The 13,988-nt window shown below is 69.1% G+C and carries 14 protein-coding genes; 2 read left to right on the forward strand and 12 right to left on the reverse strand.

Annotated features, from left to right (window positions below; all coding sequences use genetic code 11):
- Positions 1 to 10: 10 nt before the first annotated feature.
- The 11 genes from pgk to J3476_RS11415 form a co-directional block, all read right to left on the reverse strand.
- Entirely contained in the window at positions 11 to 1,225 is a 1,215-nt protein-coding gene (pgk, locus tag J3476_RS11365) for a phosphoglycerate kinase (RefSeq protein WP_207066583.1), read from the reverse strand.
- 4 nt (positions 1,226 to 1,229) lie between these two features.
- On the reverse strand, positions 1,230 to 2,252 hold the full coding sequence (gene gap, locus J3476_RS11370; protein ID WP_207066584.1) for a type I glyceraldehyde-3-phosphate dehydrogenase: 1,023 nt from the start codon (positions 2,250 to 2,252) through the stop codon (positions 1,230 to 1,232).
- Between the two features lie 108 nt (positions 2,253 to 2,360).
- Positions 2,361 to 3,077 (reverse strand): ABC transporter substrate-binding protein, encoded by a 717-nt coding sequence (locus J3476_RS11375; protein WP_286182902.1) that lies wholly within the window; start codon positions 3,075 to 3,077, stop codon positions 2,361 to 2,363.
- Between the two features lie 150 nt (positions 3,078 to 3,227).
- Complete coding sequence (whiA, locus tag J3476_RS11380) at positions 3,228 to 4,205, reverse strand: DNA-binding protein WhiA (protein WP_207066613.1); 978 nt, start codon at positions 4,203 to 4,205, stop codon at positions 3,228 to 3,230.
- Positions 4,202 to 5,221, reverse strand: coding sequence for a uridine diphosphate-N-acetylglucosamine-binding protein YvcK (yvcK, locus tag J3476_RS11385; RefSeq protein WP_207066586.1), 1,020 nt, complete (start codon positions 5,219 to 5,221; stop codon positions 4,202 to 4,204). The genes whiA and yvcK overlap by 4 nt, the downstream gene beginning before the upstream one ends.
- A 55-nt stretch (positions 5,222 to 5,276) precedes the next feature.
- Positions 5,277 to 6,224, reverse strand: a complete 948-nt coding sequence (rapZ, locus tag J3476_RS11390) for an RNase adapter RapZ (RefSeq protein ID WP_221356992.1) — start codon at positions 6,222 to 6,224, stop codon at positions 5,277 to 5,279.
- The gene (uvrC, locus tag J3476_RS11395; RefSeq protein ID WP_207066587.1) at positions 6,221 to 8,341 is read right to left on the reverse strand and encodes an excinuclease ABC subunit UvrC; all 2,121 of its coding nucleotides are present in this window, start codon (positions 8,339 to 8,341) and stop codon (positions 6,221 to 6,223) included. The genes rapZ and uvrC overlap by 4 nt, the downstream gene beginning before the upstream one ends.
- 36 nt (positions 8,342 to 8,377) lie before the next feature.
- Positions 8,378 to 8,848 carry a PH domain-containing protein gene (locus J3476_RS11400; protein ID WP_207066588.1) on the reverse strand — a complete coding sequence of 157 codons (471 nt, stop codon included), beginning with the start codon at positions 8,846 to 8,848 and terminating at the stop codon, positions 8,378 to 8,380.
- Positions 8,845 to 9,327, reverse strand: a complete 483-nt coding sequence (gene ribH, locus J3476_RS11405) for a 6,7-dimethyl-8-ribityllumazine synthase (protein WP_152517031.1) — start codon at positions 9,325 to 9,327, stop codon at positions 8,845 to 8,847. Before ribH ends, J3476_RS11400 begins: the two co-directional genes overlap by 4 nt.
- Positions 9,324 to 10,607, reverse strand: coding sequence for a bifunctional 3,4-dihydroxy-2-butanone-4-phosphate synthase/GTP cyclohydrolase II (locus tag J3476_RS11410; RefSeq protein ID WP_152517030.1), 1,284 nt, complete (start codon positions 10,605 to 10,607; stop codon positions 9,324 to 9,326). The genes ribH and J3476_RS11410 overlap by 4 nt, the downstream gene beginning before the upstream one ends.
- A gap of 235 nt (positions 10,608 to 10,842) precedes the next feature.
- The gene (locus J3476_RS11415; protein ID WP_207066589.1) at positions 10,843 to 11,466 is read right to left on the reverse strand and encodes a riboflavin synthase; all 624 of its coding nucleotides are present in this window, start codon (positions 11,464 to 11,466) and stop codon (positions 10,843 to 10,845) included.
- Positions 11,467 to 11,537: 71 nt separating this feature from the next.
- Between J3476_RS11415 and J3476_RS11420 the strand changes: the two genes are divergently transcribed.
- Together J3476_RS11420 and J3476_RS11425 are read left to right on the forward strand one after the other, a co-directional pair.
- A complete protein-coding gene (locus tag J3476_RS11420) occupies positions 11,538 to 12,239 on the forward strand; it encodes an LppX_LprAFG lipoprotein (protein ID WP_207066590.1) in 702 nt (233 codons plus the stop codon).
- Positions 12,239 to 13,837 (forward strand): MFS transporter, encoded by a 1,599-nt coding sequence (locus J3476_RS11425; protein WP_207066591.1) that lies wholly within the window; start codon positions 12,239 to 12,241, stop codon positions 13,835 to 13,837. The genes J3476_RS11420 and J3476_RS11425 overlap by 1 nt, the downstream gene beginning before the upstream one ends.
- On the opposite strand, the gene J3476_RS11430 is transcribed toward J3476_RS11425, so the two are convergent.
- A complete protein-coding gene (locus tag J3476_RS11430; protein ID WP_170311204.1) occupies positions 13,804 to 13,965 on the reverse strand; it encodes a hypothetical protein in 162 nt (53 codons plus the stop codon). The two genes, J3476_RS11425 and J3476_RS11430, sit on opposite strands and share 34 nt — an antisense overlap.
- Positions 13,966 to 13,988 lie beyond the last annotated feature (23 nt).

Below are 13,988 nucleotides of genomic sequence, written 5' to 3' on the forward strand. Positions count from 1 at the left end.
GGTGCCCCCTTCAGGACTCGAGTACGGAGATGCCGGGCAAGGTCTTGCCCTCGAGGTACTCCAGCGACGCCCCGCCGCCGGTGGAGATGTGGGAGAAGCCGTCCTCGGGCAACCCCAGCTGCCGTACCGCCGCGGCGGAGTCCCCGCCGCCGACGACGCTGAAGCCGCCCTTGCCGGTCGCGGCGATGATGGCTTCGGCGACGCCCTTGGTGCCCGCCGAGAACGCCGGGAACTCGAACACGCCCATCGGACCGTTCCAGAACACCGTCTTGGCGTTGGACAGCAGCGCGGCGAAGCGCTTCACCGACTCGGGGCCGATGTCGAGGCCCATCTTGTCGTCCGGGATCGCATCGCAGGAAACCGTCTCCGGTGGCGAGTCGGCGGCGAACTTCTCGGCGACGACGATGTCCACCGGCAGATGCAACACGTCGGCGTAGGTGTCCAACAACTTGCGGCAGGTGTCGACCATGCCCTCTTCGAGCAACGATGAACCGACCGAAAGACCCTGCGCCGCAAGGAAGGTGAAGCACATACCGCCGCCGATGATGAGGCTGTCGGCCTTGGTGGCCAGGTTCTCGATCACGGCGAGCTTGTCGGAGACCTTGGACCCGCCGAGTACCACGGCGTACGGCCGCTGCGTCGACTCGGTCAGCTGCTCGAGCACCCTGACCTCGGTCGCGACCAGTGTGCCGGCATAGTGCGGCAGCAGCTTGGCGACGTCGAACACCGAAGCCTGCTTGCGGTGCACGACGCCGAAGCCGTCACTGACGAAAGCACCGTCGTCGCCGACGAGCTCGACGAGCGCCTTGGCCAGCGATTCCCGCTCGGCGTCGTCCTTGCTGGTTTCGCGCGGATCGAAGCGGATGTTCTCCAGCAGCAGGATGTCGCCGTCCGTCAGTCCCTCGGCGCGGGCCAGCGCGTCACTGCCGACCACGTCACCGGCGAGCTGAACGTGGCGGCCCAACCGCTCCCCGAGGTCCCTGGCCACCGGAGCCAGCGAGTACTTCGGATCAGGCTCGCCCTTCGGCCGGCCCAGGTGCGCGGTGACGACGAGCTTGGCGCCGGCGTCACTCAACGCCTTCAGGGTCGGCAGCGAGGCGATGATCCGGCCCGGATCGGTGATCTGACCGTCGTCGTTCAGCGGGACGTTGAAGTCGGAGCGCACCAGTATGCCGCGCCCCGAAACACCCTCTGCCAGAAGATCGGAGAGCGTCTTGACAGCCATCGGGCTACAGCGACTTGCCGACGAGGCCGACCAGGTCGACGAGGCGGTTGGAGTAGCCCCACTCGTTGTCGTACCAGGACACCACCTTGGCCTGGTTGTCGATCACCTTGGTCAGCCCGGCGTCGAAGATCGAGCTGTGCGGATCGGTGACGATGTCGCTGGAGACGATCGGCGCGTCGTAGTACTTCAGGATGCCCTTGAGCGGACCGTCGGCCGCCGCCTTCATCGCGGCGTTGATCTCATCGGCGGTGGCCGACTTGGCCAGCTCCGCGGTCAGGTCGGTGCAGGATCCGGTGGGGATCGGCACGCGCAGCGCATAACCGTCGAGCTTGCCCTTCAGGTCGGGCAGCACCAGGCCGATGGCCTTGGCGGCACCGGTGGAGGTGGGCACGATGTTCAGCGCGGCGGCGCGGGCGCGTCGCAGGTCCTTGTGCGGGCCGTCCTGCAGGTTCTGGTCCTGGGTGTAGGCGTGCACCGTGGTCATCAGCCCTTTGACGATGCCGAACTCGTCGTGCAACACCTTGGCCAGCGGGCCCAGGCAGTTGGTGGTGCAGGAAGCGTTGGAGATGATGTTCTGGCTGCCGTCGTACTTGTCGTCGTTGACGCCGAGCACGATCGTGATGTCCTCGTCGGTGGCAGGTGCGGAGATGATGACCTTCTTGGCCCCGGCGTCGAGGTGTCCCTTGGCCTTGTCGGCCTTGGTGAAGATGCCGGTCGATTCGACGACGACGTCCACGCCGAGATCACCCCACGGCAGGGCGGCCGGGCCCTCCTTGACCTCCAGTGCCTTGATCTTGGTGCTGCCGACGACGATGGTGTCCTCGCCTTCGAGGCTGACCTCATAGGGCAGCCGGCCCAGGATGGAGTCGAACTTCAGCAGGTGCGCCAGTGAGGCGTTGTCGGTGAGGTCGTTGACCGCGACGATCTCGATGTCGGCGTTCTTGCCCTCGGCCTTCTGGGCATCCAGTGCGCGGAAGAAGTTGCGTCCGATACGGCCGAAGCCGTTCACGCCTACCCGGATCGTCACGTGTGTCTCCTCAATGTCGCTCGAACTGCGCTGTCGTTCTCCTGAACTGCTCGGCAGCCAGCCTAGTAGGTGTCGGTGTCGCCCCGCGCGGCCTGGCCCAGACCACTGCTAGCTCACCGACAAACTCTGGTCGACGTAGGGGTTGCCGAGCCATTTGCGCCGCAACCGCTGCAGTGTGCCGTCTTCTTCCAACTCGGCCTGGGCCACCTGCAGGCGCGCCAGCAGGGCTTGGTCAGCAGGGTTGACCGCGACCGCGATCTGTTCGGTGGAGATACCGCCGGACTGGACGATTTCGACATCGGGCACCTGGCTGACCAGCCGGGACAACACCGGAGCAAGTTCGAGCACTGCGTCGCAGCCACCGGCGGTGAGATCGGCGACGGCGGTGCCGGCGGCTCCGTAGTCATAGATCCGCACGCGCGCCACGCGGCCCTCGGCGACGAGATGCCCGGCGATCGCTTCGCTGGTGTCGCCACGTTGCACGCCGACGGTCAATCCGCTCAGATCGTCGATCGAGCGGACCTGCGGCAGCCGCACGGTGTCGACGGCCAGGCCCTGGCCGGAGATCACGTAGGGCGGGAGGAACGCGACCGTGTGTTCCCGTTCGGGGGTGGTGGTCACTGCTGCGGCCACACAGTCGTACTCGCCGGCGGCCAGTCGCTCGAGGACGGCGCCGAAGTCCGCGCTCGCCTCGTCGGCGATGAACTCCACCGATTCGCCCACGGCCGACCCCAGCGCGGTCATCAGGTCGATGTCCAGTCCACCGCCGGGCATCCCGTTGAACGGCGGCTCGGGAGAGCCGACCCCGACGAGCAATGCAGCCACGGAACCACCGTATCGCCCGATAATCAGCAGATGACCGATTGGGCGATACCGGCGACCAACGATTTCGTCAACCGGCTCTGCGCGACATTGGGTCGAGGACCACCGGTTCCAGGCCATCGACAAGAAGGTGCTCGAGCACCTCGTCGATCTCTAGGCGTCCTCGAGCAGGTCGGGCGTGACCGCGGATTCCGTGTCGGGGATGCCGTCCTGTTTGGCCTTGCGGTCGGCCATCGAGAGCAAGCGCCGGATACGCCCTGCCACGGCGTCTTTCGTCATCGGCGGATCGGCGAGGCGACCCAGCTCCTCCAGCGAAGCTTGGCGGTGCGCGACGCGCAGGCTGCCGGCGGCGGCCAGGTGATCGGGCACGGTATCGCCGAGGATCTCCAGCGCGCGTTCGACGCGGGCGGCGGCGGCGACCGCGGCCCGCGCGGACCGGCGCAGGTTCGCGTCGTCGAAGTTGGCCAGCCGGTTGGCGGTGGCGCGGACCTCGCGGCGCATGCGCCGCTCCTCCCAGGTCAGTCGGGTGTCCTGGGCACCCATCCGGGTCAGCAGTGCGCCGATGGCCTCGCCGTCGCGCACCACCACCCGGTCACTGCCGCGCACCTCGCGGGCTTTGGCGCTGACACCGAGCCGCCGCGCAGCACCGACCAGGGCCAACGCCGCCTCGGGCCCGGGGCAGCTGACCTCCAGCGCCGAGGATCGACCCGGCTCGGTGAGCGAGCCGTGCGCCAAAAACGCGCCCCGCCAAGCGGCTTCGGCATCGGCGACGCTGCCGCCGACGACCTGGGCGGGCAGTCCGCGCACGGGGCGGCCGCGCAGATCGAGCAGGCCGGTCTGACGGGCCAGCGCCTCACCGTCCTGGACCACGCGCACCAGGTAGCGGGTGCTCTTGCGGATTCCGGTCGCCGACATGACCTGCACCACCGCGTTGTACCCGTACAGGTCGTAGATGTCCTTGCGCAGCCGGCGCGCGATGATGCCCAGGTCGACTTCGGCTTCGACGACGACCCGGCCGGAGACGATGTGCAATCCGCCGGCGAACCGCAGCAGTGACGCCACCTCGGCACGGCGGGCGCTCACCGAATTGACCACCAGCCGGCTCAGTTCGTCTTTGACCTCGGCTGTCATCGCCACGGGTCGTCACCTCTCGGTCCGTTCACTGTCGGTGTGGGCACAGTAGGCGGCGCCGCCCTGGGCACCATGCCCCGCCTTCGGACCCCCTCCAACGCCGCGGCCAGTTTCGCCGGGTCATGTAAAGGTGTACCAGGTCTGCAAACGTCAGCAAACTCTACGCGGGCGTCGAGAATCAGCGCCGTGCGGCGCAACTGATCGCGCTCGCGCTCGCTGGGCACGCTGGTGCTGTCGACGATGATGTCGTGCATGGTGAATTCCGGCGCGTGCTGCGACAGCACGTGGATGTGGCGTTCCACCGAGAAGCCGGCCGTCTCCCCCGGTTCGGCCACCAGGTTGAGCACCAGCGCGCGCCGGGCGGTCGTCGAGCGCAGTGCCGCCGCGAGCTCCGGCACCAGCACGTGGGGGATGACACTGGTGAACCACGAGCCCGGACCGAGCACGACGAGATCGGCGTTCATGATGGCGTCGATGGCCTGACGCGTGGCCGGCGGGTCGCTGGGCAGCAGCCGCACCCGCCGCACCTTGCCCACGGTGGTGGCGATGGCCACCTGCCCGCGGATGGCGCGGCTGACCCTCGGATCGGCCTCCAAGCCGACCACGTCGGCTTCGATACTCAATCCGGTGGGACACATCGGCAGCACCCGGCCCTTCACGCCGAGGATGCGGCCCAGCTCATCGAGGGCGGCCACCGGGTCGGCGAGGACCTCGCTCAACCCGGCCAGCATGAGATTGCCGATGGGGTGCCCGGCGAGCGCACCGCTACCGCCGAACCGGTGCTGGATGATCGTCGCCCACAACCGGCCATGCGGGCTGTCGGAGGCCAACGCCGCCAGCGCCATTCGCAGATCACCGGGGGGAACGACGTCGAGCTCGCTGCGCAGCCGGCCCGAGGACCCGCCGTCATCGGCCACGGTGACGATCGCGGTGACATGCGGGGTGATCCGCCGGGCCGCGGACAGCGTCGCGTACAACCCGTGCCCGCCCCCGAGCGCAACGATGCGGGGACTCACCCGTCCACCTCCCGCGCGGAGAAGCTCACCTGCTGTGCCTCACGGACCGAGCAGCTCATTCGCGCCCCAGATCGCGGTGCAGCACCCGCACCGTCAGCGCGTCGCCGCCGGACAACCGGGCAGCCAGGGCCTCGGCCATCGCCACACTGCGGTGCTTGCCGCCGGTACAGCCGATGGCCACGGTCATGTAGCGCTTCCCCTCCCTGCGGTACCCGTCGATGACGACGCCCAACAGCTGATGGTAGGAGTCGAGGAACTCGACGGCGCCCGGTTGGCCGAGGACGTAGTCGCGGACGTCGGGATGCTGGCCGCTGTGGGGGCGCAGCTGGTCCACCCAGTGGGGATTGGGCAGGAACCGCACATCCATCACGGTGTCGGCGTCCATCGGCAGGCCGTACTTGTAACCGAAGGACTCCACGGTGACGTTGGTGTGGGCGACGGTCTCGCCCCCGAAGGCGCGCTCGATGCTCTCGCGCAGCGCGGGAACCGGAAGCGACGACGTGTCGATGACCAGATCGGCCGCCGCGCGCACCGGCGCGAGCATGGCCCGCTCCGCGGCGATGCCCTCGGCCAGCGTCTGGTTGCCCTGCAGCGGATGGCTGCGCCGGTTCTGCTCGTAGCGCCGGACGAGGATGTCGTCGGAGGCCTCCAGGAACAGGACGCGGGGGGCGATGTTGCGGGTCGCGAGCTCGTTGCGCACCGAGTCGAGGTCCCCGGTGAAGCCCCGGGATCGCACGTCCATCACCACCGCGAGTTGGGTGATGCGGGACCCGGCGGCCAGCCCGAGGTCGACCATCCGGGCGATGAGCTCGGGCGGCAGGTTGTCGGCGACATACCAGCCGAGGTCCTCGAGCACTTTGGCCGCGGTTCCCCGGCCGGCTCCGGACAGGCCGGTGACGAGGACCACGTCGATGTCGCTTCCGACCTCGTCGCCGAGGTCACTCCCGTCAGCGGCGGTGCCGGTGTCTGCGCGCAGTTCCTCGTGCATACCTTGCTCTGTCATCCCGGTGCTGTGCTCCGATCATCGCCGATCACGGGTGCGGACGCCTGCGAAACGGCCGGTGAATCAGGCGCCGCGGCCGCCGGCGCCTCGACGGGTGGCCCAGTCGGCGGCGCGGCGCCGAGCGCCTCCAGCACGGCGTGGGCTGTCGCAGCGCCGATGCCGGGCACCGAGGTGATCTCCTCGACGCTGGCCTGCTTGAGCCGGGCCAGCGACCCGAAGTGGGTGACCAGGGCTTTGCGCCGGTGCTCACCCAGCCCCCGCACCGAGTCCAGCGCCGATGCCGTCATTCGTTTGGAGCGCTTGCTGCGGTGGTAGCTGATCGCGAACCGATGCGCCTCGTCACGCACCCGCTGCAGCAGGTACAGACCGTCGCTGTTGCGCGGCAGGATCACCGGCTCGGCGGGCGCGCCGTCGCGTCCAGGCACCCACACTTCTTCGAGCCGCTTGGCCAGGCCGACCACCGCGACGTCGGTCACGCCCAGTTCGTCGAGCACCGACGCCGCCGCGTTGACCTGCGGTGCGCCCCCGTCGACGACGAAAAGGTTGGGGGGGTAAGCGAAGCGGGCCGGACGAGCGCGGGGACCGTCATCCACCCGAGCGCTCACCCGAGAACCATCGTCCGCCCGAGCGCCATCGTCCGCGCCCGACTCTGCGACGTCCTCGGAGTCACGCAGGTGACGGTGGAAGCGCCGCCGTGTCACCTCCGCGATCGATGCGACGTCGTCGGAGCGGCCGTGCCCCGCCGCCTCTCTGATCGCGTAATGCCGATAGTCGGATTTCTTGGGCAGGCCGTCTTCGAAGACGACCAGCGAGGCGACGACGTCGGTGCCCTGGACATGGCTGATGTCGACGCACTCGATGCGCAGCGGCGCGTCCTCGAGCTCGAGAGCCTCCTGGATGCTCTGCAGCGCAGCACTTCTCGCGGTGAAGTCACCGGCCCGCTTGAGCTTGTGCTGGGTCAGGGCGTCCTGGGCGTTGCGGTGCACCGTTTCGGCCAGCGCCCGTTTGTCGCCGCGCTGCGCCACCCGCAGCGTCACCCGCGAGCCCCGCAGCTGGGACAACCACGTCTCGAGTTCGTCGGAGGTCTCCGGCAGCACCGGCACGAGCACCTGACGCGGCACCGGGTTGGCGACCTCGTCTCGCCCGCCGTCGGCGGCAGTGCCCAGTGCCGCCTGGTCTCCGTAGAACTGGGTGAGAAACTGCTCGACCAGATACTCCAGCGTGGATTCGCCGGGCTCACCGGACTTTTCGACGACCCAGCCGCGTTGGCCGCGCACCCGCCCGCCGCGGACATGGAAGACCTGCACCGCGGCCTCCAGCTCGTCGTCGGCGAAGGCGACGACATCGGCGTCGGTGCCGTCGCCGAAGACCACGGCCTGTTTCTCCAGCGCGCGGCGCATCGCCGAGATGTCGTCGCGCAGCCGCGCAGCGCGCTCGAAATCGAGGTTGACCGACGCGTCGTTCATCTGCTGCTCCATCTCGCGGACCAGCTTGTCGGTCTTGCCGGCCAGGAAGTCGCAGAAATCGCCGACGATGCGCCGGTGCTCCTCGGCGCTGACCCGGCCGATGCACGGTGCGGAACACTTGTCGATGTATCCGAGCAGGCAGGGGCGGTCAATCTGGCTGTGACGCTTGAACACTCCGTTGGAACAGGTCCGCGCGGGGAACACGCGGGTCAGCAGGTCCAGCGTTTCGCGGATGGCCCAGGCATGGGAGTAGGGGCCGAAGTAGCGCACCCCTTTGCGCCGCGGTCCCCGGTAGACCATCAGACGCGGGTACTCCTCGTTGAGGGTGACCGCGAGCACGGGGTAGGACTTGTCGTCGCGGTAGCGGATGTTGAACCGCGGATCGAATTCCTTGATCCAGTTGTATTCGAGTTGAAGGGCTTCGACCTCGGTGTTGACGACCGTCCACTCCACCCCGGCCGCGGTCATCACCATCTGGCGGGTGCGCGGAGCGAGTCCGGACAGGTCGGCGAAGTAGGAGTTCAGCCGACTGCGAAGGCTCTTGGCCTTGCCGACGTAGATGACCCGGCCGTGGGCGTCCTTGAAGCGGTACACCCCGGGTTCGACGGGAATCGACCCGGGGGCAGGTCGGTACGTCGATGGATCGGGCACAGCTCCCAGGCTACTGCCCCACCCCGACGGCTCGCCTCAGTGCGGGTCGCTACGGGACGCCAGATCGGGCCGATACCGCTGCTCGAGCTCGCGGACCCGGTCCATGGCCTGCACGGCCCGCCCCTTGTCCACGGTCTGGATCGCCATCACCGGGACGTACTCGTCGTCGGGCAGGTCCAGCCGCGCCCAGCGCGCACCGGCAGGGAAGGACACCCCGCACACGTCGTCCCACCCAAACAGCCGGTAGCCGAACAGGTTTCGCACTGCGACGCCGGCGGCACCGATACGCAGCCGCGGCCGGGCGAACAGGCACAGAAAGCCCGCGATCACGACGCCCACGGTGGCGATCGCCACCTGGTCGTAGGTGCGGAAGATCACCCCGGTCGAGCCCACCTTGAGCAGGGCCCCGACCGCGATGTGGGCGACCAGCACGACGGCCGCCGCGCTGTAGGCGAAGATCGGGGCCAGGTGCGGTTTGACCTCGAGGTCCCAGTCCGCCCCGGTCATGTCCCCGACCGCAGCCGGCGCAAGGTCAGCGCGGTCGACAGCGCCGCCGCAGCCGCCTGCGCGCCCTTGTCCTCGGCCGAGGACGGCAGCCCTGCCCTGTCGAGCGCTTGGTGCTCGGTGTTCGTGGTGAGCACACCGTTGGCCACCGGCGTCGACGAATCCAGCGACACCCGCGTCAACCCCTGGGTGACCGCGTCACAGACGTAGTCGAAATGCGGCGTCTCCCCCCGGATCACCACACCGAGCGCGACGACGGCGTCGTGGGTCGCGGCCAGCGCCTGCGCGACCACAGGGATCTCGATGGCGCCGAGCACCCTCACGACGGTCGGATCGGCGATCCCCGCCTCGGCAGCGACCCTTCGCGCTCCTTCGAGCAGCGCGTCGCAGATGGTCTCGTGCCAGGTGCTGGCGACGATCGCCAACGTGACGTCGCCGGCCTGCAGCGCGGGCAGATCGGGGACACCGGCGGCTGGACTCATACGGCTCCGCCGAACTCGCCGGGTACCGCCTCGTCGTAGTCCTCCAGGCCGACGAGGTCGTGGCCCATGCGGTCGCGTTTCGTCATCAGGTAGCGGATGTTCTCGGCATTGGCACGCACCGGCAGCGGGACGCGTTCGATGATGTGCAGGCCGTAACCGTCGAGGCCGACGCGTTTGGCCGGGTTGTTCGTCAGCAGACGCATCGAGCGCACCCCGAGGTCGACCAGGATCTGCGCCCCGGTGCCGTAGTCGCGGGCATCGGCGGGCAGGCCCAGCTTCAGGTTGGCGTCGACGGTGTCGTCCCCGGCGTCCTGTAACTGATAGGCCTGCAGCTTGTGCATCAGCCCGATGCCGCGGCCCTCGTGGCCTCGCATGTAGAGCACCACTCCGCGGCCCTCGCGCGCCACCATCGCCAACGCGGCGTCCAGCTGCGGGCCGCAGTCGCAGCGGCGGGAGCCGAACACGTCGCCGGTCAGGCACTCCGAGTGCACCCGCACCAGCACGTCGTGGCCGTCACCGTGGGGGCCCGCCCCCGGCCCGGCGATATCGCCCTTGACCAGGGCGACATGCTCGACGTCTTCGTAGATGCTGGTGTAGCCGACGGCCCGGAACTCGCCGTGTCGCGTGGGTATGCGGGCCTCGGCCACCCGTTCGATGTGCTTTTCGTGCTTGCGGCGCCACTCGATGAGGTCGGCGATCGAGATCAGCGCCAGATCATGCTCGTCGGCGAAGATCCGCAGCTCGTCGGTCTGCGCCATCGCGCCCTCGTCCTTCTGGCTGACGATCTCGCAGATCGCGCCGGCCGGCTGCAGACCGGCCATGCGCGCCAGGTCGACGGCGGCCTCGGTGTGGCCCGGGCGCCGCAGCACCCCGCCGTCCTTAGCCCGCAGCGGAACCACGTGGCCGGGTTTGGTGAAGTCGTCGGCGACCGCACCCGGATCGGCGAGCAGTCGCATCGTCGTGGCGCGGTCCGACGCCGAGATCCCGGTTCCGACACCCAGTTTCGCGTCCACCGTGACGGTGTAGGCGGTGCCGTGCTTGTCCTGGTTGACCGCGTACATCGGCAGCAGGCCGAGACGATCGCAGATCTCGCCGTCCAGCGGCACGCACAGGTAACCGGAGGTGTAGCGCACCATGAACGCAACCAGTTCCGGGGTCGCCTTCTCTGCGGCGAAGATCAGATCGCCTTCGTTCTCACGATCTTCGTCGTCGATGACGACCACGGCCTTGCCCGCTGCGATGTCGGCCACCGCGCGTTCGACCGAATCCAGCCTCGTCATCTGCACCACCTTGCCGGTCCCGGGGTCTGGAACCACCCTGTCAACACCCTTCAGTATGAACCACGCCTTGAGACCGGTTATTGCCTGCCGTCCGGCGCAGCGCAGAAGGGTGTGATCGCCGACCGCCGGACACCGACGTGAGGGTGACCCCCGTCACCCGCGACTTTGCCGGCATCGCCGGCCCCCGCGACTTCGGCGGCGCCGCCGGCACCGGGCGAAGTCCCTCGGCGCCCGCTCAGGTCGCCGAGCCGGCGCCCGGCTCGGCGCGGCCGGCACCCAGCAACCGTTCGACGTACTTGGCGATGACGTCGACCTCCAGGTTCACCGGCGCCCCGACCTCGGCGCGGCCCAGCGTCGTCAGGTCCAGCGTGGTGGGGATCAGCGAAATCTCGAACCAGTCCGGGCCCAGGCCCGACACCGTCAGGGAGACGCCGTCGACCGTGATCGAGCCCTTCTCGACCACGTACCGCGACAACGCCGCCGGCAGGGAGACGCGCACCACGGTCCAGTGCTCCGACGGGGTGCGGGACACGATGGCGCCGGTTCCGTCGACGTGACCTTGCACGATGTGACCGCCCAGCCTGCTGCTGATCGCCGCGGCGCGCTCCAGGTTGACCCGCGCGCCGGACGCCGCCTCCCGCAAACTCGATCGCTGCAGGGTCTCGGCCATCACATCCGCGGAGAACGAGCCGTCGGCGAGCACGTCCACCACGGTCAGACACACCCCGTTGACCGCGATCGAATCGCCGTGTCCGGCATCCGATGTGACGACCGGACCGCGGATGACCAGCCGGGCGGAGTCGCCGAGATCCTCCCTGCTGACGACCTCACCAAGTTCTTCGACGATTCCGGTGAACACGTTGCCAGCGTAGAACGTCGCCGACCGGCGGGCGGCGCCCGCACACCCGCACACCTACTACCATGCAGGACATGCAGACCCGCCTGTTGGCGATCCTCGCCGCCCTTTTCGCCGTTGCCGCCCTCGTCGCGGGGTGCTCCGGCTCCTCCGACGACTCCGCCACAGACCTGCCCGACGCCGCGACCCTGCTGCAGGAGTCCAGCGAGACGACCGCCGGTGAGACCAGTGCGCACCTGAAGTTGGCCGTGCAGGGCCAGATCGCCGAGCTGCCCGTCGAGTCCCTCGAGGGAGACCTGACCCAGCGGCCCGCGGTGGCGGCCAAAGGCACCGCCGACATCGTCTTCCTGGGCCAGCGGCTCGAAGGTGTGCAGTTCGTCGTCGCCGACGGCGACCTCTACGCCGCGATCACCGCAGGTGGCAGCCTGTCGAACTTCGGTCCCGCCTCCGACATCTACGACGTCGCCGCAATCCTGAGCCCCGATGCCGGCCTGGCCAACGTGCTGTCCAATTTCTCCGACGCCAAGTCCGACGGCCGCGAGACCGTCGAAGGCGTCACCACCGTCCGCATCACCGGCATGGTCAGCGCCGACGCGGTCAACAAGATCGCCCCGCAGATCGCCGCCACCGGCCCGGTCCCCGGCACCGCCTGGGTCGCCGAGGACGGTGACCACCAGCTGATGCAGGCGCGCCTGGAGCCCAGCCCGGGCAACAGCGTGACGATGACGCTGTCGGACTGGGGTGAACCGGTGACCGTCGACAAACCGGCTGTCTGATGCACCGCTCCCCGGTGACGGAGACGGGTGCGCCGCGACCGACGACCCCCTCCACCCCGACCAACCGCCGCATCGCGATCAGTGCGGGCAGCCTCGCGGTGGTGCTCGGCGCGCTCGACACCTATGTCGTCGTGACGATCATGACCGACATCATGTCCGACGTCGGGATCGGCATCAATCAGATCCAGCGGGTCACCCCCATCATCACGGGCTACCTGCTCGGCTACATCGCGGCGATGCCGCTGCTGGGCCGGGCCTCGGACCGGTTCGGCCGCAAGATGCTCATCCAGGTCAGCCTGGCGGGGTTCGCGCTGGGCTCGGTGATCACCGCGATGTCCACCGACCTGACGGTGCTGGTGCTCGGCCGCATCATCCAGGGCACGGCCAGCGGCGCGCTGCTGCCGGTGACGTTGGCGCTCGCGGCCGATCTGTGGGCCGCGCGCAACCGCGCCGCCGTGCTCGGCGGCGTCGGCGCGGCCCAGGAACTCGGCAGCGTGCTGGGCCCGGTCTACGGCATCACCCTGGTGTGGCTGTTCGGGCACTGGCAGTCGGTGTTCTGGGTCAACGTGCCGCTCGCGGCCCTGGCGATGGTGATGATCCACTTCAGCCTGCCGGCGCGCGCCGAGACCGATGATCCGCAGAAGGTCGACGTGGTGGGCGGGCTGCTGCTGGCGGTGGCGCTGGGCCTGGCGGTGGTCGGGCTGTACAACCCGGCCCCGGACGGCAGACAGGTGCTGCCCAGCTGGGGCCCGCCGGTGCTGATCGCCGCGGCGGTGGCGATGGTGGCGTTCTTCGTCTGGGAGAAGTTCGCCCGCACCCGGCTGCTCGATCCGGCCGGCGTGCACTTCCGCCCGTTCCTGGCTGCCCTGGGTGCCTCGCTGGCTGCCGGCGCCGCGTTGATGGTGACGCTGGTCAACGTCGAATTGTTCGGTCAGGGCGTGCTGGGTCAGGACCAGAACCAGGCGGCGTTCCTGTTGTTGCGTTTCCTGATCGCCCTGCCGATCGGCGCCCTGTTGGGCGGCTGGCTGGCCACCAGGATCGGTGACCGCATCGTCGCGTTCGTCGGACTGCTGATCGCCGCCGGCGGCTACGTGCTGATCTCCCGGTGGCCGGTCGACCTGCTCGCCGCCCGCCACGACCTGGGCTTTGTCAGCCTGCCCGTGCTCGACACCGACCTGGCGATCGCCGGATTGGGCCTGGGCCTGGTGATCGGGCCGCTGACGTCAGCGACGCTGCGCGTGGTGCCCACCGCCCAGCACGGCATCGCCTCGGCAGCAGTGGTGGTGGCGCGCATGATCGGCATGCTGATCGGCATCGCGGCGCTGTCGGCGTGGGGTCTGTACCGCTTCAACCAGCACCTGGCGAGCATTCCCGCCGACCCGAACGCCAACACGCTGGCGCAGCGCCTGGCCGCCGAGGCGGCACGCGTCCGCGAGGCGTACGTCATGCAGTATTCGGAGATCTTCACGATCACCGCGGTGGTCTGTGTCGTGGGCGCGGTGCTGGGATTGTTGATCGCCGCCCGGCGCGAACATGCCGAGGAACCCGGCGAATCAGGCGCCGATCAGCAGCGTTCGAGCCCTCGGCCCATCAGCTGAGGCTCGTCGCGTTCGGTGAGTTCGGTGGGTTTCTCGCTGGTCAGATCCCGCCAGACACCCCAGATTGCGGCTTTCAGATGTCGGGGATCGACCGGATTGTGGTGGATCCAGCCCTGCAGAGCAGTCATGCTCGATGTCCTTTTCTCGTGCT

Source organism: Mycobacterium sp. PO1 (genome assembly GCF_017312405.1).
Classification (GTDB): domain Bacteria; phylum Actinomycetota; class Actinomycetes; order Mycobacteriales; family Mycobacteriaceae; genus Mycobacterium.